Source organism: Agrobacterium tumefaciens, from assembly GCF_005221325.1.
In the GTDB taxonomy this organism is placed as follows: Bacteria; Pseudomonadota; Alphaproteobacteria; order Rhizobiales; family Rhizobiaceae; genus Agrobacterium.
The window spans coordinates 2687501-2713577 of the sequence record NZ_CP039888.1 but is presented as its reverse complement, the minus strand read 5'-3'; the positions used below and the strand labels follow the sequence as shown (position 1 = coordinate 2713577).

Annotated in this window: 17 protein-coding genes, 1 tRNA gene, 2 rRNA genes, 1 pseudogene and 1 riboswitch; of the genes and pseudogenes, 7 read left to right on the top strand and 14 right to left on the bottom strand. The window is 56.4% G+C overall.

Features of this window, described 5'->3' with window-relative positions; all coding sequences use genetic code 11:
- Positions 1 to 60: 60 nt before the first annotated feature.
- Positions 61 to 1164: an alpha/beta hydrolase gene (locus CFBP5499_RS13770; RefSeq protein ID WP_175416731.1), complete on the top strand. Its 1104-nt coding sequence runs from the start codon at positions 61 to 63 to the stop codon at positions 1162 to 1164.
- 30 nt (positions 1165 to 1194) lie between these two features.
- Here CFBP5499_RS13770 and nrdF read toward each other — a convergent pair whose 3' ends face one another.
- The 8 genes from nrdF to CFBP5499_RS13730 form a co-directional block, all read right to left on the bottom strand.
- Entirely contained in the window at positions 1195 to 2169 is a 975-nt protein-coding gene (gene nrdF, locus CFBP5499_RS13765) for a class 1b ribonucleoside-diphosphate reductase subunit beta (protein ID WP_080826943.1), read from the bottom strand.
- 16 nt (positions 2170 to 2185) lie between these two features.
- Complete coding sequence (gene nrdE / locus CFBP5499_RS13760) at positions 2186 to 4372, bottom strand: class 1b ribonucleoside-diphosphate reductase subunit alpha (protein WP_080826944.1); 2187 nt, start codon at positions 4370 to 4372, stop codon at positions 2186 to 2188.
- Positions 4360 to 4758, bottom strand: a complete 399-nt coding sequence (gene nrdI, locus CFBP5499_RS13755; protein ID WP_080826945.1) for a class Ib ribonucleoside-diphosphate reductase assembly flavoprotein NrdI — start codon at positions 4756 to 4758, stop codon at positions 4360 to 4362. Before nrdI ends, nrdE begins: the two co-directional genes overlap by 13 nt.
- Positions 4759 to 4770: 12 nt before the next feature.
- Positions 4771 to 4992 (bottom strand): glutaredoxin-like protein NrdH, encoded by a 222-nt coding sequence (gene nrdH, locus CFBP5499_RS13750; RefSeq protein WP_010970634.1) that lies wholly within the window; start codon positions 4990 to 4992, stop codon positions 4771 to 4773.
- A gap of 307 nt (positions 4993 to 5299) precedes the next feature.
- Positions 5300 to 5523: riboswitch (cobalamin riboswitch) on the bottom strand.
- Positions 5524 to 5656: 133 nt separating this feature from the next.
- Positions 5657 to 6286: a nucleoside triphosphate hydrolase gene (locus tag CFBP5499_RS13745; RefSeq protein WP_080826946.1), complete on the bottom strand. Its 630-nt coding sequence runs from the start codon at positions 6284 to 6286 to the stop codon at positions 5657 to 5659.
- A complete protein-coding gene (locus tag CFBP5499_RS13740; RefSeq protein WP_080826947.1) occupies positions 6283 to 7065 on the bottom strand; it encodes an ATP-binding cassette domain-containing protein in 783 nt (260 codons plus the stop codon). Before CFBP5499_RS13740 ends, CFBP5499_RS13745 begins: the two co-directional genes overlap by 4 nt.
- Positions 7065 to 8147, bottom strand: a complete 1083-nt coding sequence (locus CFBP5499_RS13735; RefSeq protein WP_080826948.1) for an ABC transporter permease — start codon at positions 8145 to 8147, stop codon at positions 7065 to 7067. Before CFBP5499_RS13735 ends, CFBP5499_RS13740 begins: the two co-directional genes overlap by 1 nt.
- A gap of 223 nt (positions 8148 to 8370) precedes the next feature.
- Entirely contained in the window at positions 8371 to 9393 is a 1023-nt protein-coding gene (locus CFBP5499_RS13730) for a sugar ABC transporter substrate-binding protein (RefSeq protein WP_080826949.1), read from the bottom strand.
- 264 nt (positions 9394 to 9657) lie between these two features.
- Between CFBP5499_RS13730 and CFBP5499_RS13725 the strand changes: the two genes are divergently transcribed.
- Entirely contained in the window at positions 9658 to 10890 is a 1233-nt protein-coding gene (locus CFBP5499_RS13725) for an ROK family transcriptional regulator (protein WP_080826950.1), read from the top strand.
- Between the two features lie 48 nt (positions 10891 to 10938).
- Here CFBP5499_RS13725 and recQ read toward each other — a convergent pair whose 3' ends face one another.
- The 3 genes and pseudogenes from recQ to CFBP5499_RS30885 form a co-directional block, all read right to left on the bottom strand.
- Entirely contained in the window at positions 10939 to 12747 is a 1809-nt protein-coding gene (recQ, locus tag CFBP5499_RS13720) for a DNA helicase RecQ (RefSeq protein WP_080826951.1), read from the bottom strand.
- A gap of 240 nt (positions 12748 to 12987) precedes the next feature.
- On the bottom strand, positions 12988 to 13659 hold the full coding sequence (locus CFBP5499_RS13715) for a LysR substrate-binding domain-containing protein (RefSeq protein ID WP_233284155.1): 672 nt from the start codon (positions 13657 to 13659) through the stop codon (positions 12988 to 12990).
- A gap of 108 nt (positions 13660 to 13767) precedes the next feature.
- Positions 13768 to 13899 (bottom strand): annotated as a pseudogene (locus CFBP5499_RS30885) (helix-turn-helix domain-containing protein); the annotation flags it as partial.
- A gap of 158 nt (positions 13900 to 14057) precedes the next feature.
- Between CFBP5499_RS30885 and CFBP5499_RS13710 the strand changes: the two are divergent.
- The 5 genes from CFBP5499_RS13710 to CFBP5499_RS13690 all read left to right on the top strand — a co-directional run bounded on the left by CFBP5499_RS13710 (position 14058) and on the right by CFBP5499_RS13690 (position 21828).
- On the top strand, positions 14058 to 15086 hold the full coding sequence (locus CFBP5499_RS13710; RefSeq protein ID WP_199445967.1) for an amino acid ABC transporter substrate-binding protein: 1029 nt from the start codon (positions 14058 to 14060) through the stop codon (positions 15084 to 15086).
- 225 nt (positions 15087 to 15311) lie between these two features.
- Entirely contained in the window at positions 15312 to 16472 is a 1161-nt protein-coding gene (locus CFBP5499_RS13705) for an ABC transporter permease subunit (RefSeq protein ID WP_080826954.1), read from the top strand.
- 3 nt (positions 16473 to 16475) lie between these two features.
- Positions 16476 to 17558, top strand: a complete 1083-nt coding sequence (locus tag CFBP5499_RS13700) for an amino acid ABC transporter permease (RefSeq protein WP_080826955.1) — start codon at positions 16476 to 16478, stop codon at positions 17556 to 17558.
- A gap of 5 nt (positions 17559 to 17563) precedes the next feature.
- A complete protein-coding gene (locus CFBP5499_RS13695) occupies positions 17564 to 18313 on the top strand; it encodes an amino acid ABC transporter ATP-binding protein (protein ID WP_080827531.1) in 750 nt (249 codons plus the stop codon).
- 158 nt (positions 18314 to 18471) lie between these two features.
- Positions 18472 to 21828, top strand: a complete 3357-nt coding sequence (locus CFBP5499_RS13690; protein WP_233284154.1) for a molybdopterin-dependent oxidoreductase — start codon at positions 18472 to 18474, stop codon at positions 21826 to 21828.
- A 283-nt stretch (positions 21829 to 22111) separates the two neighbouring features.
- Here the strand turns inward: CFBP5499_RS13690 and CFBP5499_RS13685 are convergent.
- The 3 genes from CFBP5499_RS13685 to CFBP5499_RS13675 all read right to left on the bottom strand — a co-directional run bounded on the left by CFBP5499_RS13685 (position 22112) and on the right by CFBP5499_RS13675 (position 25719).
- A tRNA-Met gene (locus tag CFBP5499_RS13685) sits at positions 22112 to 22188 on the bottom strand.
- Positions 22189 to 22527: 339 nt separating this feature from the next.
- A 5S ribosomal RNA gene (gene rrf / locus CFBP5499_RS13680) occupies positions 22528 to 22642 on the bottom strand.
- A 268-nt stretch (positions 22643 to 22910) separates the two neighbouring features.
- A 23S ribosomal RNA gene (locus tag CFBP5499_RS13675) occupies positions 22911 to 25719 on the bottom strand.
- Positions 25720 to 26077: the final 358 nt, after the last annotated feature.

The window sequence follows — 26077 nt, the reverse complement described above, 5'->3', positions numbered from 1 at the left end:
GTGGCAACTTTTTTAGCGGGCAGCTATTTATGGACTTTCGTTGTCACCGGTAACCCGTCCATGCGCCTCATTCTTTCTCTCGTTCTTGTGATCAGCTTTCTGTCGTCCTGCGCCGGACGGCCGGGAGCGGACGTGTTGCAAGCCGTCAATACAAGGGCGAAGGACGCTAAAATCGTTACCGCCTATGTGGCAAGCACGCGGGAGAAAAACGAGGAGGCAAAAAAGGGGTTTAGCGCCCTTCGGGCCGCCGAACCGAACTATGCCCGCTTCGATATTTCCATACCGCCGACCCACAAGAGCGGAAAAATCGAATGGGCCACCGGCAAACCGGATGCGAAGAAGGATTTCGTCGTCACGCAGGCGCAGATGCTGAGCAAGGCGCGTTTCAACACCGATCTCGGAAATATTACCCGCTCCGGCAAGCAGATCGCGCTTTTTGTGCATGGTTATAATTATAGCTATCAGGAAGCGCTCTTCCGAGCGGCGCAGATGGCCGCCGATGCCAATCTGAATGGCGTTCCGCTGGTCTTTTCCTGGCCGTCACAGGCCAATGTCACCGGCTATGTGGCGGACAAGGAATCGGCGACCTATTCGCGTGATGCCCTCGCCAATCTGATGACCGATCTCACGCGTCAGTCTCCGCGCAAGAATATCGTCGTCTTCGGCCACAGCATGGGTGGCTGGCTGGTCATGGAGGCGTTGCGGCAGTTGCGCTTCGAAGGCAGAAACGACGTTATCGCCAAGCTACAGGTGGTGCTGGCCGCACCCGATATCGACGCTGATGTCTTCCGCAAGCAGATCGAGGTGGTTGGGCAGCTCAACCCGCCGCTCACAGTGCTGGTGTCCAAGGATGACCGCGCCCTCAAGGCTTCTTCCATACTGGGCGCGGACGTCACCCGCATCGGCGCGCTGGACGTCACCGACCCGAAGGTGCAGGAAGCCGCCTTGAAGGAAGGTGTTCAGTTCGTGGATATCTCCAACCTGAAAGCCTCGGATCCGCTCAATCACGATCGCTACGCGGCGCTGGCATCCATGGTGCCGCAGCTGGAAGCAAGCAGGCGTGGGGGTGGCATCAACAGTGCGGGCGCCTTCGTGTTCGATGCGATTGGCGCGACCGTCTCCAGCCCCTTCCGCCTTGCGAGCCAGGTGGTGAACCCGCAATAGATTTGCGGGCACCTGCCGACGTTCCCGGCTTCAGAAATCCCAGTCTTCATCTTCGGTGGCGACAGCCTTGCCGATGACGTAGGACGAGCCGGAACCCGAGAAGAAGTCGTGATTTTCATCGGCATTGGGCGAGAGCGCCGAGAGGATCGCCGGATTGACCCGGCAAGCCTCGGCCGGAAACAGCGCCTCATAGCCCAGATTCATCAGGGCCTTGTTGGCGTTGTAATGCAGGAACTGCTTGACGTCCTCGGTCAGCCCGACGCCGTCATAGAGGTCTTCGGTATATTTCGCCTCATTGTCGTAAAGCTCGAGCAATAGATCAAAGGCGAAGTCCTTGATTTCCTGTCTTTGCGTCTCGCCAAGGCGGTCCAGCGCCCGCTGGAACTTGTAACCGATATAATAGCCGTGCACGGCCTCATCGCGGATGATGAGGCGGATGAGGTCAGCCGTGTTGGTGAGTTTGGCGCGACTTGACCAGAACATCGGCAGGTAGAAGCCGGAATAGAACAGGAAGCTTTCCAGAAACACGCTGGCGATCTTTTTCTTCAGCGGATCGCCGCTGCCATATTCCCGCATGATGATCGCGGATTTGCGTTGCAGAAACTCGTTCTCCTCCGACCAGCGATAGGCGTCGTCAACATCCGGCGTGAGGCAGAGTGTCGAGAAAATCGAAGAATAGGAACGGGCGTGCACGGCCTCCATGAAGGAGATGTTGGAAAGCACGGCCTCCTCATGCTGCGTCGCCGAATCCGGCATCAGGCGCACCGCGCCGACGCCGTTCTGGATGGTGTCGAGCAATGTCAGCCCGGTGAAGACCCGGATCGTCAGTTTCTGCTCCTCAGGCCTCAGCGTTCCCCAGGAGGGGATGTCGTTGGAAAGTGGCACCTTTTCCGGCAGCCAGAAATTCGAGGTCAGGCGGTTCCAGACTTCGAGGTCCTTGTCGTCCTCGATGCGGTTCCAGTTGACCGCGCGGATGCGGGACGCAGGTTTTACGGCGATGTTCATTCTCTTGTCCCTCAAATCAGAGCGTGCAGGAAACGCAGCCCTGAACCTGCGTGCCTTCCAGCGCCATCTGGCGCAAACGAATGTAGTAGATGGTCTTGATGCCCTTCTTCCAGGCGTAAATCTGCGCCCGGTTGATATCGCGGGTCGTCGCCGTATCGCGGAAGAACAGCGTCAGCGACAGGCCCTGATCGACATGCTGGGTGGCCGCCGCATAGGTGTCGATGATCTTCTCAGGACCGATCTCATAGGCATCCTGGTAATATTCGAGATTGTCGTTAGAGAGATAGGAAGCCGGGTAATAAACTCGGCCGATCTTGCCCTCCTTACGGATTTCGATCTTCGAGACGATCGGATGAATGGAGGAGGTGGAGTGGTTGATATAGGAGATCGAGCCAGTCGGCGGCACGGCCTGAAGGTTCTGGTTATAGAGACCTGATGCCATGACCTCCTGCTTCAACGCCGTCCAGTCTTCCTGGGTCGGGATAGCGATGCCGGCCTTTTCGAACAGGTCGCGGACTTTTTCCGTCGCAGGCAACCATTCCCGGTCGGTGTATTTGTCGAAATAATCACCGGAAGCATATTTGGAGCTCTCAAAGCCCTTGAAGCTCTGGCCCCTTTCCACCGCAAGCCGATTGCTGGCGCGGATGGCGTGATAGGTCACTGTGTAGAAATAGATATTGGTGAAATCGACGCCTTCTTCCGAACCGTAGAAGATACGCTCGCGTGCCAGATAGCCGTGCAGGTTCATCTGGCCTAGCCCGATGGCGTGGCTCGCATCATTGCCCTTTTCCACCGAGGGAACAGAGGAAATGTGGCTCATATCCGACACCGCCGTCAGCGCCCGGATGGAGGTCTCGATCGTCTTGCCGAAATCGGCCGAATCCATGGCAGAGGCAATGTTGAGCGAGCCGAGATTGCAGGAAATATCCTTGCCCATATGGCTATAGGAAAGATCGGCATTGAACTCGCTCGCTTCACTGACTTGCAGGATTTCCGAGCAAAGATTGCTCATGCTGATGCGGCCCGCGATCGGGTTGGCGCGGTTCACCGTATCCTCGAACATGATGTAGGGGTAACCGCTTTCGAACTGGATTTCGGCGATCACCTGGAAGAATTCGCGCGCCTTGATCTTCTTCTTGCGGATGCGGCTGTCGGCGACCATCTCGTGATATTTTTCGGTGACCGAAATCTCCGTCAACGGCACACCATAGACCCGCTCCACATCATAGGGCGAGAACAGGTACATGTCCTCGTTGTTGCGGGCGAGTTCGAAAGTGATGTCGGGGATCACCACGCCGAGCGACAGGGTCTTGATGCGAATTTTCTCATCGGCATTTTCGCGCTTGGTGTCGAGGAAGCGCATGATGTCGGGGTGGTGGGCATGCAGATAGACCGCGCCCGCGCCCTGACGTGCGCCGAGCTGGTTGGCGTAGGAAAAGCTGTCTTCCAAGAGCTTCATTACGGGAATGACACCGGAAGACTGGTTTTCGATCTGCTTGATCGGTGCCCCGAATTCGCGAATGTTGGTCAGGGACAGTGCCACGCCACCGCCACGCTTGGAAAGCTGGAGAGCCGAATTGATCGAACGGCCGATGCTTTCCATATTGTCTTCCACGCGCAGCAGAAAACACGACACCAGCTCGCCACGGCTCTTTTTGCCGGCGTTGAGGAAGGTCGGGGTTGCCGGCTGGAAGCGGCCGGAAATGATCTCGTCCATCAGATCGCGGGCCAGCTGCTCGTCACCGCGCGCAAGAGCCAGCGCCACCATGCAGACGCGATCCTCGTAACGCTCAAGATAGCGTTTTCCGTCGAAGGTCTTCAGCGTATAGGAGGTGTAATATTTGAAGGCGCCGAGAAAGGTCGGAAAACGGAATTTCCGGGCATAGGCCTCATCGTAGAGGTCACGGACAAAATTGAAGGAGTACTGATCCAGCACTTCCTGCTCGTAATATCCCTCGGTCACGAGATAATCGAGCTTTTCGCGGAGATTATGGAAAAAGACGGTGTTCTGGTTGACGTGCTGAAGGAAATATTGCCGGGCCGCCAGGCGATCCTTGTCGAGTTGGATCTTGCCGTTCTCGTCATAAAGGTTCAGCATCGCGTTCAGCGCGTGATAATCCAGCCCCGTATCGACCGGTTTCTGGCTTGCGGCTACGGGCTGTTTGGCGTCCTTGCGCAGCGCGCTTGAGGTCAGCGTGTCCAAAATCGTTCCAATCCATGTTTGACGTTGGCGACATCTTCCTCCGTGCCGAGAAGCTCGAAGCGATAGAGAAACGGCACTGCGCATTTGCGCGAGACGATATCTCCAGCGGATGCGAAAGCTGCGCCAAAATTCGTGTTGCCCGCCGCGATGACACCGCGAATGAGATTTCGGTTGGAGGGCTCGTTCAAGAACCGGATCACCGGCTTCGGCACGGCCCCTTTGGTGCCGCCGCCGCCATAGGTGGGGGTAACCAGCACATAGGGCTCCGACACCTGAGGCACGTCACCCTCAGCGCCGAGCGGCAGGCGAAACAATCGCCGTCCCAGCTTCAGAAGGAAACGATGGGTGTTTTCAGAACGGCTGGAATAATAGACGATCAGGCCCATCGCCCTGCCGCCTCAGCTGATCGAGCCAATCATATCAGGCCGGAAACCCGCCCAATGGCGTTCGCCGGCGACGACCACGGGAACCTGCATGTAACCGAGGCCACGGACATGATCGAGCGCATCCGTATCTTCGGAAATGTCGATAATCTCATAGGGAACGCCGATGCGATCGAGCGCGCGATAGGTGGCGGTGCATTGGACGCAGGCGGGTTTGCTGTAAACGGTGACGGTCATAATTTCCCTTTCAAAGCCGATTTCGGACACGGCTCTACATTGCCGATTGCAATCGCAATCGGGCGGCGATGGATCTGTCATTCAGGCGAGGCGTGCAGCTTTAGAGTTCGTCATACTCAGACGGAAACGGGATTCCGTTTTTCTGGCGATGCTTCAAGCCGCAGAAAATCACTCTCTACGCCGACGAGCGTAGCAACTCAAACAAATGCACTGGCATGACTTCACCCCGAAGCTTGTTCTGGAGGGGGCAGAAAAGGGCGCACGCAAATCATTTGCGTCAGACACCTTCCTCCGGACACCCCGCCCGTGGACGTTTGCGCTCAAGGCAGGTCTCCTGACTTGCGGGTCACAACATCTATTCCGGCCTTCCCGGAGCTTTCAGCCCCAGTGACCCAATTCGGAACGATGCTCGCCGCTTACAGTTGCGGGGGCAGTTTCGGCCTTGCTCCACCATGATGGCGTTACGCACCGAATTCCCGTCTTAGCTCCCAACCCTTGCGAATCGGAAGAACCTCGAACACCACATATAGTATATGAGGAAATTTTCACGTCAATGAATAGACACACAAAAGCCCCACCCTGTGGATCAAAAAGATTCAACACATGGTCAAGAAAGGCTTAACGGCGGATCGGAACCGCCGCTCAAGAGGGGAAAAGCGTTAATCTATTCCCAGATATCGATGTGGATATCGGAGGGACGGGTGTTTTCGATCACCCTTTTTCCGTTGGGAAGATCGTTTTCAAACAGCTTGGCGTGGATTTGCGCGGCATCGAGCCCATAGCCCTGCCATCTATTGCGCAGCCTCTCTTCAAGCACCGCCACGGATGGACCCACAAAAATAGTAAGATCGAAGCTGTCGGACAGTGTCGTCCAGGGCGCCTCGTTGAGCAGCAGATAATTGCCCTCGGCAAGGATCAGGCGCGTGTCCGGCGCAATCGCTCGGGCAGAGGCAATGGCGATCTCGCGCGAGCGGTCGAAAACCGGAACAAGAATTTCCTGCCCACCATTGCGGACAGCGGAGACGATATCAAGGAAGCCACGCACGTCGAATGTTTCGGGCGCGCCCTTTCGCGGCAGCAGCCCTCGTTCTTCGAGAATGCCATTATCCATATGGAAGCCATCCATCGGCAGTACGGCAGCCGTTTCGCCCCGCGCACACAAGGCATCACAAAGCACATCCGCCAGCGTGGATTTGCCGGCCCCAGGGGGACCGGCAATGGCAATGATGAAACGGGATTGACCCTGTGCCCGTCGAAGCACGTCTTCGACGATCGTCTCGAGTTTCAGCGTCATGCGGCAAGCGTTTCCTGCGGCGCTTCCTTGGCGCCGGTCATGAAGGCGACGGCATCCGACATGGAATAGTCCTTCGGATTGATGACGCAAAGGCGCTTGCCCAGCCGGTGAATATGGATGCGATCCGCAACCTCGAATACATGCGGCATGTTATGCGAGATCAGAACGATCGGCAGGCCGCGTGAACGCACATCGAGAATAAGCTCCAGCACGCGGCGGCTTTCCTTGACACCAAGCGCCGCTGTCGGTTCATCAAGGATGACAACCTTGGAGCCGAAGGCCGCCGCACGCGCCACGGCCACACCCTGACGCTGGCCGCCGGAAAGTGTTTCCACGGCCTGGTTGATGTTCTGGATCGTCATCAGGCCGAGTTCGGACAGTTTCTCGCGGGCGAATTTTTCCATGGCCGGGCGGTCGAGTGCCCGGAACAGGCTGCCCTGAATACCGGGTTTACGGATTTCCCGGCCAAGGAACATATTGTCGGCTATGGAAAGCGCCGGCGAGAGCGCGAGGTTCTGATAGACGGTTTCGATACCCGCCTTGCGCGCCTCAATCGGCGAGCGGAACTGCACGGGCTGGCCTTCCAGCCTGATCTCCCCTTCATCGGGCGTCACCGCACCGGAAATCGCCTTGATGAGAGAGGATTTTCCGGCGCCGTTGTCACCGATGACAGCAAGGATTTCGCCCGGATAGAGATCGAAATCGGCATGGTCGAGGGCGGTCACGCGACCATAGCGCTTGACGAGATTGCGTGCTGTGAGAATGGGTTCTTTTGCCATCAGCCTGCTACCTTTCTGATCCACTGGTCGATTGCGACAGCCATGATGATGAGGACGCCGATCAACAGATAGGTCCATTGCGGGTCGGTGCCGATGAGTCTCAGACCGAGCGAGAACACGCCGACGATCAGGGCACCGAAGATCATGCCCATGATGGAGCCGCGTCCGCCGAACAGCGACAAGCCGCCGATCACCACCGCCGTGATGGATTCGATATTGGCAAACTGACCTGCGGTCGGCGAAACAGAGCCGATACGGCCGATCAAGGCCCAGCCGGCGAAGGCGCAGATGAGGCCGGACAGCGTGTAAACGGTGGTCAGCATGCGCTTGACGTTGACGCCGGCAAGTTCGGCGGCATCCGGATCGTCGCCCACCGCATAAAGATGGCGGCCCCAGGCGGTGCGGTTCAGCACATACCAGAGCAAAGCGACGAGCAGGACCATGGCGATGACGCCATAGGTGAAGACCGCGCTGCCAAAACGGATATTGGCGCCGAAGAATTGCAGGATCGGCGCCTGCTGGGCAATATCCTGAGCGCGGATCGTCTCATTGGCGGAATAGAGGAAATTGGTCGCCAGTACGATCTGCCACATACCGAGGGTAACGATGAAGGGTGGCAGACGCATACGCGAGACCAGGACGCCATTAATGAAGCCGCAGAATGCGCCGACCGCAAGGCCACAGAGAATGGAAAGCTCCGCCGGCAAACCGTAGCGGAAGGTGAACTGCCCCATGATGACGGAGGACAGAACCATGATCGCGCCAACCGACAGATCGATGCCCGCCGTGAGAATGACCAAAGACTGCGCCGCACCCACGATGCCGACGATCGCGACCTGCTGCAGAATGAGGGTCAGCGAAAAGGCCGAGAAAAACTTGCCGCCGAGGAGCAAGCCGAAAATAATCAGCGACAGCACCAGAACGATGAGCGGCACGGCCGCCGGGCTGGAGTGGAGAAAGTGCTGAAACTTTTCCAGCGCGCTCTTGTCGTGCGTATCGAAAGCAGCGACTTGTGTCGAACTTCCCGAAAGCACTTTTTCAAATTCATTATGCGGCTGAGCCCGCACCGGCTGATCGCTCATGGATTTTCCTCCCGATCGCTCCATCGCACCAGCCCCGAAACCGGGGTCTGTCTCCAAAGAGTATGATGCGCAGATTCAAAGTGTTGTGAAGCGGCCTCAACATCCCCGCAGGATATGCGGCACGCTCGTTTGTTCCTTTGTCCGATCCCCCGGATCGTGCCTGAAATCATTCTGGTCCAAGGGCGGGGGCAAAACTGCCCCCGCGGGTTTCAACGGTGAGGCATCAGCCCCAGCACTTGTTGAGACCTTCCTTCGTGTCGATCGAGTCGAGGCCCTTGACCGGCTTGTCGGTCACCAGCGTCACGCCGGTGTCGACAAAGCTCTTGCCTGCCGTCGGCTTCGGCTTCTCACCGGTATCGGCGAACTTCTTGACGGCTTCGACGCCGAGTGCCGCCATCAGCAGCGGATATTGCTGCGATGTCGCGCCAATCACGCCTTCCGCCACGTTCTTGACTCCCGGGCAACCGCCATCGACGGAAACGATCAGAACATCCTTTTCACGACCGACAGCCTTCAGCGCCTCGTAAGCGCCGGCAGCAGCAGGCTCATTGATGGTGTGAACGACGTTGATGGTCGGATCCTTCTGCAGCAGATTTTCCATCGCCGAGCGACCGCCTTCTTCGTTACCATTGGTAACGTCATGGCCAACGATACGCTTGTCGTCTTCATCGCCGATCTTGTTGATGTCCTTCACGTCGATGCCGAAGCCCTTCATGAAGCCCTGGTTACGCAGCACGTCAACCGTCGGCTGGGAGGGGGTAAGGTTGAGGAAGGCGATTTTCGCATCCTTGGCCTTGTCGCCGAGGGTGCCGGCGGCCCATTTGCCGATCAACTCGCCGGCCAAAAGATTGTCGGTGGCGAAGGTGGAATCGGCGGCATCGACGGGCTCCAGAGGCGTATCGAGGGCGATCACCAGCAAGCCGGCGTCACGCGCCTTCTGTACGGCCGGCACGATGCCCTTGGTGTCCGATGCGGTGATCAGGATACCCTTGGCGCCATCGGCGATGCAGGTCTCGATTGCGGCAACCTGGCTTTCGGAATCACCGTCGATCTTGCCGGCATAGGACTTCAGCGTCACGCCAAGCTCTTTCGCCTTGGCGGTCGCGCCTTCTTTCATCTTGACGAAGAAGGGATTGGTGTCGGTTTTGGTAATCAGGCAAACCGAAGTATCGGCGGCGGATGCAACGGAAGCGAAAGAAACGCCAAGCGCGAGCGCGCCCAGAAGAGCGGAAACAGTGGTCTTCATGAGATCCTCCCAATGGATATTTGAGCACCGTGACGGTTACCCGACGATCTCGTCTCCTCCGAGATCGACGACCGTTGATGCAGATGGAACCACCAAAGGAAACGGCTGTCAATAAATAAATCCGATTGAATTATTAATTCCGTATGGCATTCTGACAAGCGGCAAGGAGGAATATCGCCGCGTCGTTTAACGTTGCGATAGCAAGATTGCCATAAAGCCTCATGTATCGGTCGCGGCGGATATGGCGGGCGGGAGGATGACATTATGAGACAATCTGTCGAGACGGCGCCGCAAGCGCCGCCCACTACCATGGATATGAGCGGCGGCGCTAACCAGATCGGGGTGCGCGCTTACAACGAGCGGCTCGTGTTATCCCTCGTTCGCCGTCATGGCGGACTGTCAAAAGCCGAAATATCAAGACTTTGCGGCCTTTCGGCACAAACCGTTTCCGTCATCATGCGTTCGCTTGAGAAGGATGGTCTTCTCATTCGTGGCGAAAGACTGCGCGGCAAGGTGGGGCAGCCATCGACGCCGATGCGCCTCAATCCCGATGCCGTATTTTCTTTTGGCGTCAAGATCGGCCGGCGTAGCGTCGATCTCGTGCTGATGGATTTCGTCGGGCGCATCAGGCTCAAGCTCCGCAAGACCTATCCCTACCCCATGCCGGAATGGATATTGCCCTTTGTCATAGAGGGCATATCCGAACTCGAATCAAAACTCTCCGCGGCGGAGCGGCAAAAAATTGCCGGTGTCGGCATCGCCGCCCCGTTTGAATTATGGAATTGGGCCCAGGAAGTGGGTGCGCCGCAAATCGAGATGGAGCGGTGGCGGGACGTCGATATCCGCTCGGAGATTGCCGACGGCATCAGTTATCCGGTTTTTCTACAGAATGACGCCACAAGCGCCTGCGGCGCCGAACTGGTTTTCGGCGCGGGCCAGAACTATGCGGATTTTCTTTACGTCTTCATCGGCTCCTTTATCGGCGGTGGCGTCGTCTTGAATTCGGCGCTGTTTTCCGGAAAGACGGGCACCGCCGGCGCAATCGGCCCATTGCCGGTGCAGGGGCAGGACGGCAACACGGTTCAGTTGCTGAAAATCGCGTCGATCTTCGTTTTGGAAAACATGCTGCGCGAACGTGGCATTGATCCCCGCCCCCTATGGTTCTCGCCTGACGAATGGATCGATTTCGGCGAACCGCTGGAAAGCTGGATTGGAAAAACCGCCGCCGCGCTGGCGCAGGCCGTTATCGCCGCCGCTTCCATTATCGATTTTTCCAGCGTCATCATCGATGGCGGTTTTCCCGATTGGGTCCGAACGAGAATCGTTTCCGCCACCCGGCTTGCCCTCAAGCATCACGACCTTCAGGGTGTCACGCTGCCGGAAATTGTCGAAGGTGCGGTCGGCAGCCAGGCCCGGGCAATCGGCGGTGCAAGCCTTCCGCTGTTTTCGCGCTATCTCATCGATCAGAATGTTCTGTTCAAGGACACGTCGGGCTGAGCCTTAACCGGGTTTCCTTACCCGGCTCTTTATTGGCTGATCTGGCGATCATTCGCCAGCAGCGTGCTGGATTATCGTGTCCAGAAAGGCGGGGCCGTACCGCTCCAGCTTGGTTTCCCCAACACCGGCGATCTGCGCCATTTCCTTCGCAGAGGCCGGTCTTGCCGCGGCGAGTTCAATGAGGGTCTTGTCGTGAAAGATCACATAGGGTGGAACGTTCTGCGCGCGGGCAATTTCCATGCGCTTGGCACGCAGCGCCTCAAAGAGGCCACGGTCGGCCGCCGGCAGAGCCGTCGATGTCGAGTTGCGCGGCGCCTCTCGCCGTGCCGCACGGGGCGCGGACGGGATTCTCAGCATCAGGGAAGGCTTTTCGCGCAGGAACCGTCTCCCGTCCTCTGAAATGGACAATCCGCCATGCCCGGACAGATCCACCTCGATCAGGCGTAACGCCACCAGCTGGCGCAAAATGGCCCGCCAGGTGCGATTGTCGTGTTCCTTGCCGATCCCGTAAGTGGTGATGCGATCGTGCCCGAAGCGGGAAATCCGCTCATCCTGCGCGCCCAGCAATACGCTGATGACATAGGCCTGCCCGAAACGTTCTCCCGTGCGGTAGATGCAGGAAAGCAGCTTCTGTGCGGCGATGGCCCCATCGAACAGATCAGGCGGCGCTGCGCACGTATCACAGTTGCCACAGGGCTCGCACCGGTCACCGAAATAGGAGAGCAGAACCTGCCTCCGGCATCCCGCGGTTTCCGCAAGGCCAAGCAGCGCATCGAGCTTCTGTCGTTCCATATATTTGCGCTGGTCCGCAGCATCCGACTCCTCGATGAAGCGGTTGCGCAGGGCAATATCTTCGTAGCCATAGAGCATCAGCACGTCAGACGGCAGGCCATCGCGCCCGGCTCGGCCGGTTTCCTGATAATAGGCCTCGATGCTTCCGGGTAGATCGATATGAACGACGAAACGCACATCCGGCTTGTCGATGCCCATACCGAAGGCAACCGTCGCTACGATGATGACTGCTTCCCCGTGCTGGAAGCGGGTCTGGTTTTCCTCGCGGGCGGCCTTGTCCATGCCGGCGTGATAGGGCAGCGCGTCACGCCCCTCTTCCTGCAGCCATGCCGCCGTTTCATCCACCTTGCGTTTCGACAGGCAATAAACGATGCCGCTTTCGGTCTCCCGGCCATTGAGAAAACGTTTCAGCTGGGCGCGGGGATTGTCCTTCTCCATGATCGCATAGCGGATATTGGGGCGGTCGAAGCCGGCGATGAAGGCATCACTTTCATCGATAGCGAGATGGCCGAGAATCTCGTTACGGGTGGGTTCGTCAGCGGTCGCCGTCAGCGCCATCCTCGGTACATTTGGAAAACGCTCGATCAACATATCGAGCTGGCGATAGGGCGGCCGGAAATCATGCCCCCATTGCGACAGGCAATGGGCCTCATCGACCGCGATCAGCGACAGATCGATGGATTGAAGCGCCTCGAGAACCTCCGGTTTGAGGAGAGTTTCCGGCGCGGCATAAAGAATATCGACATGACCGGCGCGCATCGCCTGCCAGAGCGCGCGTCGTTCTTCGGGAGAAAGGTCCGAGTTGAGCGCCTCAGCCCGCACGCCCGCCTGACGCAGCGCCGCCACCTGATCGACCATGAGCGCGATCAGCGGCGAGACGATCAGCCCCATGCCTTTGCGGGCGAGCGCCGGGATCTGATAACACAGCGACTTTCCGCCGCCGGTCGGCATCAGCACGAAGGCGTTTTTTCCAGCCATGACATGCTGAATGATGTCAGTTTGCCGTCCGCGAAATGCATCGTAGCCATAAACAGTCTTGAGAATTTGCAAAGGGTCGGCGATCACGGCAGCTTTCTTCAGAACTCGCAATCCGCACATCATGGCGAGTTTAACGCCTATGGCAATCCGGAAGTTGAGATTCGGCCGGTCACGGCATTTTCGTACAGGGGTTTGTTGAAATCCCGTTCCGAGCGTACAGGACCGCTCACCTACAAGGGCGTTGCGAGGTTTCGTATGACAGGATGCTACTTCAGGCGACTTGGCGAGGAGTGGCAGTTGCAAAACGCCGGTCCTGCCGCGGGATGATTACTTACCGAGATCAACGACTGGCAAGGTCTGCATAACCTCGAGCAGTTTGCGCGTGGATGAGGACAATTCCCTGTTGCGCGCCCATATGGCCCCGGTTTCAAGTTTGCTGACGTCTTCCACAAGCCGCTTCTTCAATATCCGTTGCGCTTCATGAGACCAGGAGCGGTGAACCATATCGGACAGGATGGATATGCCGTAACCCGCCGCAACCAGGCTGCGCACTGCCTCCATCGAGCGGGAGCGTAGGATGATCTTGGGCTCAAATCCATATTTATCCCAGTTCTTTTTCATCGTCTCCTCATGATCGTCAGCATCGAGGACGATATATGGCTCGTCAGCGATATCCTTGAACGAAACCTGAGTTTTATCTGCCAGCCGGTGCGTGGCGCCCACCCATAAATTGCGGGTCGACTTCAGCAATGTGATGGTTTCGAAATCGGTTCTGTCCTTCATGTCGGACACCAGAACTACGCCGACATCTATTTCTCCCTTTAGGATTTTATCTTCGATCTGCGCGCGTGGCAGTTCGATAAGCTCTATTTTCAGCTTCGGAAGCTCCCTTTTTATCTGGCTCATGAGCCCCGGAAGAAAATAACCCGAAACGGTATAGGTGAGACCGAGTTTCACTGATCCCGCAAAATCCTCGGCGGCGATCGGGGGCACATCCATCAACGTCTCAAGTGTCAGAAGGACGCCCCGTGCGTTCTGAAAGAATATCTCTCCGCGGCTCGTCAATTGGACACCTTGCGAGTGCCGATGCAGCAATTTGTAACCGAGGCAATCTTCGAGCCCCTTAATGGCGATCGTTATGGAAGACTGAGTGACATTCATGATCGCCGCAGCCCGCGAAATCTGTCCGGCAGACGCGGTGGCAACAAAATACTGAAGTTGACGAACCGAAGGTAACATAAAAAATCTCAATAATGCATTTGCGATATTTAAACTGGCTTCTCTACTTGCAGCAAGTCCATAATCCTTCCGCCGAGCATAAACCTACTTGGTGGGCTCGGCCTAAAAGCTAAATACAGCTAAAATATAAGAGGGAACCTATGATACGAAAAATTGGGATGGGCATTATATTCTGCCTGAGCCTTGCGGCCACAGCTCCCGCTTTCGCGCAAACCGCACCGGATGTGAAGAGCCCGACATTGAAAGCGGTCGTGGAGCGCGGGTCGCTGAGCTGCCCGGGACATAACGGATCCTATCTTGGATTTGCTGAACTGGACGATAAGGGCAAATGGAAAGGGCTGGACATCGACTTGTGCCGCGCTCTCGCAACGGCGATTTTCGGCACTCCGGACAAGTTGAAGGTTGTTCCACTATCCTGGGTACAAAGATGGCCGGCATTACAGGGCGGAGACGTTGATATCATCATCAAGATCACCGCAGGCACGCTCTCGCGTGACACCGAACTCGGGTTCCAGTTCTCAAATCCTTACTACCTCGGCACTACGAAGGTTCTTGCACACAAGAAGCTCGGAATAAGCGAGATGAAAGAGGCGGATGGCGGAACCGTCTGCATCATGGCCGGGTCCGTGCAGGAAAAAAATACAGCCAATTATGTCAAGCGGCTTGGCATCAAGCTCGAACCGGTCGTATTGGAAAAGAGCGAGGAACTGCATGAAGCCTATTTTTCGGGCCGGTGCGACCTGCTCGTGGAGTTCGGGCCATCGCTGGCAATAGCCCGCCTGAAGGCTGCTTCCCCGGACGATCATGTCATTCTGCCGGATATTCTGGCTGCTTCGCCGGAAGTCATGGTGGTGCGTCAAAACGACGATGCGTGGCTGGACGTCGCCAACTGGATGCTGTCCGCTCTGCTATTTGCGGAGCAGGAAGGCATAACATCGGCAAATGTTGATGAGATGCAGGCCACACCGCCGACGCCGGAAATCGCCAAACTGCTTGGCGTGACGCCCGGAATGGGCAAGCCGCTCGGACTGTCCGACAAATGGGCCTACAACGTCATAAAGCACGTCGGCAATTTCGAGGAAATCTACGAACGCAATATCGGCATGGGCTCCCCATATAAGATGCCGCGGGAAGTCAATGCGCTGTGGAACAAGGGTGGCGCCCTTTATCCTTACGTTATTGACTGATCGAGTATCCACGGAACGCGGTTCCGCCCGCCGGAATATTTTTCAAAAAAATCTTTTCAAAAAAATATTCAAATTAAACAAGCTGCTACAGCGATCCCTCCGCCATCATATCGGGTACGCGACGCTGTGGCAGCCGACCGGGCAATTGTCGTTCAGAAAGAGCAAGCGTCCTGCACCAAGCAAGGCCCGGCGCATTTTCCCCTCTTGCAAAGATTGAGATCGACCATGAATTGGCGGGGATTTTTCTCCAGATACGTCCTTCTGCAGGCGCTCTATGTGGGGAGCTTCGCGGCCCTGTTCCTTTCGGCCGTACTTATTGCGCGGCAGAACCTGCAGGAGCAGGGCATCGGCTCCGGTTTCGACTTTTTATGGAAATCGGCTGGTTGGGACATGGCGTTTTCGCTTTTCCCTACCACGTCCAACGATCCCTATTGGTGGGTACTGCTGATGGGATTCCTGAACACGTTGCTCACCGGGGTCATGGCTCTCCTGTTGGCGACTGCGTTGGGAGGCGCGATAGGCACCATGCGAATTTCTCCCATAGGCGCCTTGCGCTTCGCGGGCACCGCTTATGTCGAGCTTTTCCGAAACATTCCGCTCATCGTTCAACTGTCGTTCTGGTACATGCTTGCCAGCAGGCTTCCCGCACCGCGAAATTCTCTGGAGATATCCGGCATCTACCTGAACAACAGGGGGCTCTATCTGCCCACGCTCAATATATCCTCGTGGACTACGGCGGCTATATTCGGAATCTGCTTTTCGTTCGCCTGCTTCGTGCTCTGTTTCAAGCTCTCGCGGCGCGCCAGAACCATTCAACACCGTCATAGGTGGTGGGTAATAACATCGGTTACGACCCTCAGCCTATTGGCAATCATGCTTGTGCTGATGGCGGGCCACAACCCGCAAACGCCAATTTTCAATATGCCGCAATTAAAAGGCCTCAACTTCAGTGGCGGATACAGGCTTCAGCCCGAGCTTTACATCCTCATCCTTGCGATAGCGCTCTACGCCGCAGCTTATGTCGGTGAAATCGTACGAGGCGGCTTCCTTGCTGTCGGCAGGGGCCAGATGGAGGCAGCACAGGCTCTGGGCCTGACTGCCTGGCAGGGATTTACCCGTATCCGTTTGCCGCTTGCGCTGAAGTCCATGCTGCCCATTCTGACGAACCAGTATATCTGGCTTATCAAGGCAACAACCCTAGGCATTGTCGTTGGTTTTACTGACTTTTTCATGGTCATCGCCACGGCGATAACCCAGTCGGGCCAGACCCTGGAGATGGTGGGCCTGCTGATGGCGGGGTTCCTGCTGATCAACGCTTCCCTTGCAACGATCCTCAATCGCGTGAACGACGCGATTGCGATCAAAGGCCACCAGTTGCGGAGTTAGGACATGACGGTTCTGGATACATTTTCTTCCAATGCATCGCCATCTTACAGGCTTTCGCGCAGGTTCCGACCCACGAGATTGCTGGCTGCAGCCGTCACGGCTGTGTGTGTCGGGCTGTTTGTGATCTTCGGATGGTGGCTGTTGAAGTGGGGCGTGCTCGACGCAACTTTTGACCCGCAGGCCCGGCAGGCCGAATGCATGGCGGCATCAGGCGCGTGCTGGTCCGTTATCGCCAATCGCTGGCGCCTCATCTTTTTTGGGCTTTATCCACACGAGCAGCATTGGCGTTCGGCGGCGGCTTGCATGATCATGATGGCGACGATAGTGGCAAGCTGCATGCCGGCATTGTGGACGGCGGAAAGGCTTGCGGCGACCTGGCTTTCGGGCTTCATAGGGTTTTACGTGCTGATGGCCGGAGGCGTATTCGGCCTGCCCCAGATACGGGAGGAACAGTGGGGTGGCCTGTCGCTCACGCTTTTCACCTTTGCCGCATCGGTCATCGCCGGAATGCCGCTCGCCATTCTTCTGGCGCTGCTGCGCAACTCGAGCATGCCGTGGATTGCCAAATTAACAGGACTGATGATCGACACGGTACGTGCGCTTCCGCTTCTGTCCATCTTGTTTACATTTGCCATCATCCTGCCGTTCGTGCTTCCGGATTTCGCCAAGGGCGAAAAGCTTTATCGCGTCATTCTAGGATTGACGCTGTATTTTGCGGTGTATCAAGCGGAAATCATTCGTGGCGGCATGCAAGCGGTGCCGAAAGGTCAGGATGAGGCTGCCCGCGCGCTCGGCCTGCCCTATTCCAAACGTATGACGGTTATCATTCTGCCGCAGGCTTTCAAATTTGCGCTTCCGGCGACAATCAATCAGTTCGTCGTCACTTTCATGGAAACATCACTGGTAACCGTCGTCGGCTTTTTCGATCTGCTGGCCTCCGCCAATGCAGCCTACCGAACCGGCGAATGGACCTTCGCCTTCGCTGAAGTCTACGTCTTCATCGGAGCCATCTACTTTGCCGTCGTTTTCAGCCTCTCGCGATACGGCGCGTTTCTGGAGCGAAGAATGAACAAGGATATACGGTGAACATCATGACCAGAGAAAATTCCATCATCGTGGAAATGCGCGGCGTTAAAAAACAGTACGGACAATACGAGGCATTGAAACACATCAACCTTTCGGTTGGAAACGGTGAGAAAGTCGTGATCTGCGGCCCCTCGGGCTCGGGTAAATCCACGCTGATAAGATGTATAAACCAGTTGGAAAAGCACAATGCCGGATCGATACGCGTCCTCGGCACTATGGTGGATACGGATATGCTGAGCGCCAGCGAGGTGTGCCGTGAAGTCGGTATGGTGTTTCAGCATTTCAATCTGTTTCCGCACATGACGGTTATGGAGAACTGCCTGCTGGCTCCAATGCTCGTGCGCCGGAAATCGAGGGCGGAGGCCGAGCAGACCGCCACCAGATATCTGACAAAGGTCCGCGTACTCGACCAGGCGAACAAATATCCGGGTCAGCTTTCGGGAGGTCAGCAGCAGCGGGTGGCGATCGCGCGCGCACTGAGCATGGAGCCGAAGGTGCTGTTGTTCGACGAGCCGACGTCGGCGCTCGACCCGGAGATGATCGCCGAGGTTCTTGACGCGATGGTTTCGCTTGCGAATGAGGGCATGACGATGATCTGCGTCACCCATGAAATGGCTTTCGCCCGCAAAGTGGCGGACAGGGTGATCTTCATGGATCGCGGTGAAATCGTTGAAGAAGCGAGACCGGACGCCTTCTTCGACGCGCCGCAAAACGCCCGCACAAGGGAATTTCTGTCGCAGATACTGAAACACTGAGTTGCGGCGGCGACCTCACCGCCGCCGATGAGGCACCGGCTCCGCACCAGGATCAACGTGATGCGCTTTGCTGTGCCGCGTGCATGACGCGACAGCCGCGGGAAATTATGCTGCGTGGTTGGCCTCGATGCGACGCTGGACTGGGGCTTGTGCAGTAGATGTTCGAGATGAAGCGCTCTTCAGGAGAGTGGCATTTGCAAAAAGAAATTCCCGGCTACTGCACGCTCTGCCGTTCTCGATGCGGTACGCTCAATGTCGTCGATGACGGCCGGCTCGTCGAGGTTCGTCCCAACCCTTCTCATCCCACCGGCAAAGCAATTTGCCCGAAAGGAAGGGCGGCTCCGGAGATCGCGCACTCGGCACGTCGCCTGACTACGCCGCTACGGCGGACGCGTGCCAAAAGCGATATGGATCCAGGGTTCGAGCCTATTTCCTGGGACGAAGCCCTGGACGAGATCGCAGGTAAGCTCCACCGTTTTCGCGATGAAACCGGCCCTCAATCGGTGGTATTTTCCATGACTTCAGGGTCATCATCGTCGATTTCTGACAGTGCTGACTGGATACAGCGTTTGGCCCGCGCCTATGGCACTCCAAACCTTCTTTCCTCCACCGAAGTCTGCAATTGGCATAAAGACAATGCGCATGTTTTTACCTTTGGCTGCGCGACCCCTGCGCCGGACTATAAAAATGCCGAGCTAATCATACTGTGGGGGCACAATCCCACCAATGTCTGGCTGGCGCAGGCAGAGGTGATCGGCAACGCGCGCGCGCGGGGTGCGAAGTTGGTCGTCATCGACCCGCGACGGACCGCGTTGGCGCGGGATGCGGATCTGTGGCTACGCGTCAGGCCCGGAACGGATGCAGCACTTGCGCTCGGCCTGGCTTATTGCCTGATGAGAGACGAGGCCTATGACAAGGAATTCGTGCACAACTGGACCAATGCCCCTTTCCTCGTCTGTGAAAAGACGGGACATTTCGCAAGGGGGTACGATGTCGGCCGAGCTGATGACGATTTTCTGGTGTGGGACGCTCTAGAGGGCGCTCCGGCTTCAGCGACCGGCCATGCCGGGCGTGCTCCGTTGATGGGCCGGTTTGCGGTCGAAACCGACTTTGGCCCTACATCCCTGAGAACGGCGTTTAGCTACTATCACGAAGCAGCCGCCAGATATCAGCCGGAAATGGTGGAAAGCATCACGGGAATACCAGCCAGCGATGTCGAGACTTTCGCATCGATGATGGCAGAAGCGGCATCCGTCGCCTACCACGGCTGGACTGGAATAGGCCAGCACACCAACGCCACCCAGACCGACAGGGCCATCGCGACGCTCTACGCCCTCACCGGCAGTTTCGACCGGCGCGGCGGCAACGTCGAACTCACTTCACTGCCCAAAGCATCTATCCATTCGATGACGATGCTGACGCCGGAAGCTCGGAAGCGGGCGCTGGGACTTGAGGAGCGGCCGCTTGGACCCCAGGCGCATGGATGGATCAATTCGACGGATTTCTATGATGCCGTACTTGAACACAAACCCTACAGGGTGCGCGCGCTGATCGGCTTCGGTGCTAACCTCCTTGTGTCCCACCCGGCTTCGGAGCGGGGGCGAGCGGCGCTTGAAGCACTGGATTTTCAGGTTCATTGCGATCTGTTCATGAACCCGACGGCTGGGACAGCCGACATCGTGCTGCCTGTTGCCAGCCCATGGGAATTCGAAGCGCTGAAAATCGGCTTCGAGATTTCACAGGAAGCGCAGGAGCATGTCCAGTTGCGCTCTGCCATGATCCCGCCCTGCGGTGAAGCCCGATCCGACATGTGGATTGCCTTCCAGCTCGCAGTGCACCTCGGCTTTACCGATCTCTTCTTCGGCGGCGATATCGAAAAGGCCTTCGAGTATCAACTCGCGCCGCTCGGCCTCGATATGAATATGCTTCGAGAAAATCCCCAAGGGGTTCCGTTGCCTCTCGAAACGCGGTTTCAGAAATACGAACGCAACGGTGGATTTGCGACGCAGACGCGAAAAGCCGAATTTTACTCGGAGCTTCTGCATCGCCACGGGTATTCGCCAGTGCCCGTCTTTACGGAACCGGCGGAGCGGCTGACCCCGGAGCATCCGCTTATTCTGTTTTCTGTTAACAACGGTTATTTTCGTCATAGTCAGGACCGCGGTATCAACACTCTTCGCCGCCGGCGACGAGAACCGATAGCGGAAATACATCCTGATCTGGCAGCAAGCCGCGGCATCGCCGAAAATGACTGGATATCGATCCGCACCCGTCTGGGGGAGATTTCGGCTCGGGCAAAATTTGATGACATGCTGGCACGCGATGTTGTCGCCAGCGACTATGGGTGGTGGCAACCTGCACCGGATCTCGGCCTTGGCGGAAGCATCCCGACCAAAACTCTCCCCGTTTACGGAAATTTCAACCAGCTGATCAGCGAGCGTGACCGCGATCCGGTCAGCGGTGCCCTGGCGCTACGCTCCTTCGCCTGCCAGATCGACCGCAAAATTCCGGGAGGGTGGATGGGGTGGAAGCCTTTTCGCGTGCGGGAGCGAAAGGACGAAGCGGGAGATGTTGCGGCGATTTCTCTGGAGCCGCTCGTGCCCGAGCCCCTGCCCGGCTTCTTGGCCGGCCAATATCTCAGTATTAAAGTCGACGGGATCGAGCGCAGCTATTCCCTGACAAACGCAGCGCTGGAAGAGCTCGACCATTATTCGCTGGGAATCCGAAGCGTTGAGGGTGGCGCTCTCTCGCCGAAGATCTGGAACAAGGCAAGGCAAGGAGCAATTATCGAGGTAAGACCTCCGTCAGGCGTATTCGTATTGCCCACTGCCCCCGATTTCCCGGTCGTCCTGATAGCGGGAGGCATAGGAATAACCCCTTTTCTCTCCTATCTCGAAACGATGGCCGAGCGGCCTGAAATCCGTCAGCCGCTCATTTTGCATTATGCCTGCCGATCCGCCGCCGAAAGACCCTTCCGGGACCGGCTCACCCAGCTCGCGCAAAAATTGCCGACGCTGCGGATCATTTTGTATCTCAGCCAGCCGCAACCGGGTGACGATTTCGATATTCACGGTCGTTTCGATGTTTCCCATATTGCGGACGAACTGCTGGCGGCCCGCGCCCGATTCTATATCTGCGCTTCAAACGCTATGATCGATACCGTCGAACGGGACCTACGTGATCGCGGCGTCCCGAAGTTCGAGTTTTTCAAGGAGCGTTTCGGTGCTTCAAGTGCGGCCACCGTGGAGGGTCTCGCCGAACGGAAGGTAACATTCGCCAAGTCAGACAGGACAATCGTGTGGCGGCCCGGCACACCACTCGTTCCGCTGCTGCAAACGGCGCAAGAGCAGGGCCTGTCCATTCCAAGCGGCTGCCGGGTCGGCCAATGCGAAAGCTGCTCCGTCAGAGTTCTGACCGGTAAGATCCGGCATCTGATCGACTTATCAGAGCTGGAAGCCGATCAATGCTTGACATGCCAGGCTGTGCCGCTGACGGATATCGTTTTAGATGCGTGAGGTTTAGAGCCTTCTGGAGGCCATTGCTGAGCAATCCCATGCAGGACATCCAAAGACGTCTATCTTCATCAAGCGCAGTCAAACTTTGCCGAGCTGCTCACAGGGCCTTCTTGCGATGCCTGATGTAAACAGAATAACAACGTGATGCCCTGCAATGCGCTGCCGGCCTGTGGATTTCATCGCGACGCCGAACTCGAGACAGAGGTCAAACACAAAACGCTCCTCAAAGCTTTACACGAAGGAGCTTTGTGTTCTGGGACTTGAACGCGGAAATATCTGGAAATGGTTGCGGGGGCAGGATTTGAACCTGCGGCCTTCAGGTTATGAGCCTGACGAGCTACCGGGCTGCTCCACCCCGCGTTACCAGCGCAAGTTCGAAGAACTTGTCGCGACAGAGCAAACTCGAAGAGTTTGCGTGTTTACCAGGTTTTTGCGTTAGCAAAATACCGACTGCGTTTTTGCGTTAGCAAAAATGTCATTACCAGCGTAAATCCCTATGGGATTTATCGCGACTGCATCACAGGGAAGCTGTGATGCATATTGCCGGAGTAAATTGCGGAGCAATTTATCTCCTGTAAGGGACGCGCTGTGCGTTTGCCTTGTTTTATGCCGTAGAACGACGAAAGGCCGCTTGTAGCGGCCCTTTGTATCGGCTGGGCCGAAGAGAGTGATGAGAAGATTGATTGTTGCGTTTTGCAGACCTGGCAGCGACCTACTCTCCCGCGTCTTGAGACGAAGTACCATTGGCGCTGGGGCGTTTCACGGCCGTGTTCGGAAAGGGAACGGGTGCAGCCGCCCCGCGATAACCACCAGGTCGGCAAAACGCAACAACATAAGTTGTTTTCGAGAAGCTGGGTGGCATTACCACTTTTTGTCTTAATTACACGTCTTGTCTGACCGATCCGTATTCTACCTTTGCTCGAGATCGAGCTTGGAGCCATACAGACCAGAGGTCTGTCGCGCCTTCCGGTTTTTGCTGTCAAGCAAAATACCTTATGGCGCGGCCCGTCCGGAGCGCTTTCAGCGCGTCAGGACAGAAGACGATGTCATCAAGCTTTGCTTGATGAACATAATCAATGGGAACGAAGAAGTCGATCGAGCTATTAGTAACGGTAAGCTTCACACATTGCTGTGCTTCCACACCCGTCCTATCAACGTGGTCGTCTTCCACGGCTCTGATAGGGAACACTCGTTTTCAGGTTGGTTTCCCGCTTAGATGCCTTCAGCGGTTATCCATTCCGTATATAGCTACTCTGCTATGCCCTTGGCAGGACAACAGATCCACCAGAGATACGTCCATCCCGGTCCTCTCGTACTAGGGACAGATCCTGTCAATATTCCTACACCCACGGCAGATAGGGACCGAACTGTCTCACGACGTTCTGAACCCAACTCACGTACCGCTTTAAATGGCGAACAGCCATACCCTTGGGACCTGCTCCAGCCCCAGGATGCGATGAGTCGACATCGAGGTGCCAAACAACCCCGTCGATATGGACTCTTGGGGGTCATCAGCCTGTTATCCCCGGCGTACCTTTTATCCGTTGAGCGATGGCCCTTCCACACGGGACCACCGGATCACTATGACCGACTTTCGTCTCTGCTCGACTTGTCAGTCTCGCAGTCAGGCGGGCTTATGCCATTGCACTCGACGACCGATTTCCGACCGGTCTGAGCCCACCATCGCGCGCCTCCGTTACTCTTTCGGAGGCGACCGCCCCAGTCAAACTACCCACCATACACTGTCCCGGATCCGGATAACGGACCGCGGTTAGACATCCACGAAGATAAGGGTGGTATTTCAAGGATGGCTCCACAAGAACTGGCGTCCCTGCTTCAAAGCCTACCACCTATCCTACACATGCCTTGGCGAATGCCAGTGTAAAGCTATAGTAAAGGTGCACGGGGTCTTTCCGTCTGACCGCAGGAACCCCGCATCTTCACGGGGAATTCAATTTCACTGAGTCTATGTTGGAGACAGCGGGGAAGTCGTTACGCCATTCGTGCAGGTCGGAACTTACCCGACAAGGAATTTCGCTACCTTAGGACCGTTATAGTTACGGCCGCCGTTTACTGGGGCTTCAGTTCAGAGCTTGCACCCCTCCCTTTAACCTTCCAGCACCGGGCAGGCGTCAGACCCTATACGTCGTATTGCTACTTCGCAGAGCCCTGTGTTTTTGATAAACAGTCGCTACCCCCTGGTCTGTGCCACCCCATCATACTTGCGTACAAAAGGGTCACGCTTCTTCCGAAGTTACGCGTGCAATTTGCCGAGTTCCTTCAACATAGTTCTCTCAAGCGCCTTGGTATACTCTACCTGACCACCTGTGTCGGTTTCGGGTACGGTCTATACGGTGGAGCTATTTCCTGGAACCTCTTCGCCGCACATTCAATCCAATAAGAATGTACAACACACGAGATCCGTCACTACCACCAGGCCCACGAATATTAACGTGGTTCCCATCGACTACGCGTGTCCGCCTCGTCTTAGGGGCCGGCTAACCCTGCTCAGATTAACTTTAAGCAGGAACCCTTGGTCTTTCGGCGAGGGAGTCTCTCACTCCCTTTATCGTTACTCATGTCAACATTCGCACTTCCGATATCTCCAGCAGCCCTCACGGGTCCGCCTTCACAGACTTACGGAACGCTCCGCTACCACTGAAGCAACCCGAAGGTTGCCACAATCCTCAGCTTCGGTGCATGGCTTTAGCCCCGTTACATTTTCGGCGCAAAGACCCTTATTTAGACCAGTGAGCTGTTACGCTTTCTTTAAATGATGGCTGCTTCTAAGCCAACATCCTGGTTGTTTTGGGATCCTCACATCCTTTCCCACTTAGCCATGACTTGGGGACCTTAGCTGGAGGTCAGGGTTGTTGCCCTCTTCACGACGGACGTTAGCACCCGCCGTGTGTCTGCCGACTAGTACTCCTCGGTATTCGGAGTTTGGTTAGGATCAGTAAGACGGTGAGTCCCCATAGCCCATCCAGTGCTCTACCCCCGAGGGTATTCGGTCGACGCTCTACCTAAATAGATTTCGCGGAGAACCAGCTATTTCCGAGTTTGATTGGCCTTTCACCCCTAGCCACAAGTCATCCCAATCTATTGCAACAGATACGGGTTCGGCCCTCCAGTTGGTGTTACCCAACCTTCAGCCTGCTCATGGCTAGATCACTCGGTTTCGGGTCTAATGCAACTAACTCAATCGCCCTGTTCAGACTCGCTTTCGCTGCGCCTACACCTACCGGCTTAAGCTTGCTAGTTACACTAAGTCGTTGACCCATTATACAAAAGGTACGCCGTCACCCTTGCGGGCTCCGACTGTTTGTAGGCATCCGGTTTCAGGTTCTATTTCACTCCCCTCGTCGGGGTGCTTTTCACCTTTCCCTCACGGTACTTGTTCGCTATCGGTCATGCACGAGTACTTAGGCTTGGAGAGTGGTCTCCCCATGTTCAGACAGGATTTCACGTGTCCCGCCCTACTCAAGGACAATGACTGTTCTACGCGTAAGGGGCTATCACCCTCTATGGCCGACCTTTCCAGATCGTTCCGCTTTATTCATCATTGCCACTGGCCTGGTCCGCGTTCGCTCGCCACTACTTGCGGAGTCTCGGTTGATGTCCTTTCCTGCAGGTACTTAGATGTTTCAGTTCCCTGCGTTCGCTTCTTACACCCTATGTATTCAGGTGCAGATACCTTATCACAATGCTTGGAAACCCAGGCCGTTCGTTAAAACAGACTGGATTTTCCAAGCATTTAAGGTGGGTTGCCCCATTCGGAGATCCATGGATCAAAGCTTATTCGCAGCTCCCCACGGCTTTTCGCAGCGTATCACGTCCTTCTTCGCCTGTGCATGCCAAGGCATCCACCAAATGCCCTTAATTCACTTCTTCGTTCTCATTGTCTATGCTCATCCATAGCCATTCCCTAGGGAACGGCAACCTGATTACCTTTTACAATCAAGTCATTTCCTGATGACATCGACGTGTCGGTACGGTCTTCATTGAGGGCACGCCGGTGCACCTCGAAGCCATACCATTAAGACCAGCTTCTCGAGATATCATCCGGTGATGCGCGGTCAGGCAACATCAATCCAGCATGTCCATCAGATGAAGGCCTAAACCTTCAAACAACAAACATGCCTCGGACAAGCTTTCCTACCTACCTCCAATCCCTCCGCCAATTCCGGCCGACTAAGCCATCACATGGTTTCTCTGGGACTGGGCTCGGACGCTTCAAACCACAAGGGCT

What these genes read in the sequence shown, in the direction of transcription:
- CFBP5499_RS13730 (WP_080826949.1), bottom strand. Translation starts at nt 9,393, where the DNA reads ATGAAGACCACTGTTTCCGCTCTTCTGGGCGCGCTCGCGCTTGGCGTT.
- nrdH (WP_010970634.1), bottom strand. Translation starts at nt 4,992, where the DNA reads ATGACCGTCACCGTTTACAGCAAACCCGCCTGCGTCCAATGCACCGCC.
- CFBP5499_RS13735 (WP_080826948.1), bottom strand. Translation starts at nt 8,147, where the DNA reads ATGAGCGATCAGCCGGTGCGGGCTCAGCCGCATAATGAATTTGAAAAA.
- CFBP5499_RS13740 (WP_080826947.1), bottom strand. Translation starts at nt 7,065, where the DNA reads ATGGCAAAAGAACCCATTCTCACAGCACGCAATCTCGTCAAGCGCTAT.
- CFBP5499_RS13770 (WP_175416731.1), top strand. Translation starts at nt 61, where the DNA reads ATGCGCCTCATTCTTTCTCTCGTTCTTGTGATCAGCTTTCTGTCGTCC.
- CFBP5499_RS13725 (WP_080826950.1), top strand. Translation starts at nt 9,658, where the DNA reads ATGAGACAATCTGTCGAGACGGCGCCGCAAGCGCCGCCCACTACCATG.
- CFBP5499_RS13700 (WP_080826955.1), top strand. Translation starts at nt 16,476, where the DNA reads ATGACGGTTCTGGATACATTTTCTTCCAATGCATCGCCATCTTACAGG.
- CFBP5499_RS13695 (WP_080827531.1), top strand. Translation starts at nt 17,564, where the DNA reads ATGACCAGAGAAAATTCCATCATCGTGGAAATGCGCGGCGTTAAAAAA.
- CFBP5499_RS13705 (WP_080826954.1), top strand. Translation starts at nt 15,312, where the DNA reads ATGAATTGGCGGGGATTTTTCTCCAGATACGTCCTTCTGCAGGCGCTC.
- CFBP5499_RS13690 (WP_233284154.1), top strand. Translation starts at nt 18,472, where the DNA reads ATGTTCGAGATGAAGCGCTCTTCAGGAGAGTGGCATTTGCAAAAAGAA.
- CFBP5499_RS13745 (WP_080826946.1), bottom strand. Translation starts at nt 6,286, where the DNA reads ATGACGCTGAAACTCGAGACGATCGTCGAAGACGTGCTTCGACGGGCA.
- nrdF (WP_080826943.1), bottom strand. Translation starts at nt 2,169, where the DNA reads ATGAACATCGCCGTAAAACCTGCGTCCCGCATCCGCGCGGTCAACTGG.
- CFBP5499_RS13710 (WP_199445967.1), top strand. Translation starts at nt 14,058, where the DNA reads ATGGGCATTATATTCTGCCTGAGCCTTGCGGCCACAGCTCCCGCTTTC.
- nrdI (WP_080826945.1), bottom strand. Translation starts at nt 4,758, where the DNA reads ATGGGCCTGATCGTCTATTATTCCAGCCGTTCTGAAAACACCCATCGT.
- CFBP5499_RS13715 (WP_233284155.1), bottom strand. Translation starts at nt 13,659, where the DNA reads ATGGATGTGCCCCCGATCGCCGCCGAGGATTTTGCGGGATCAGTGAAA.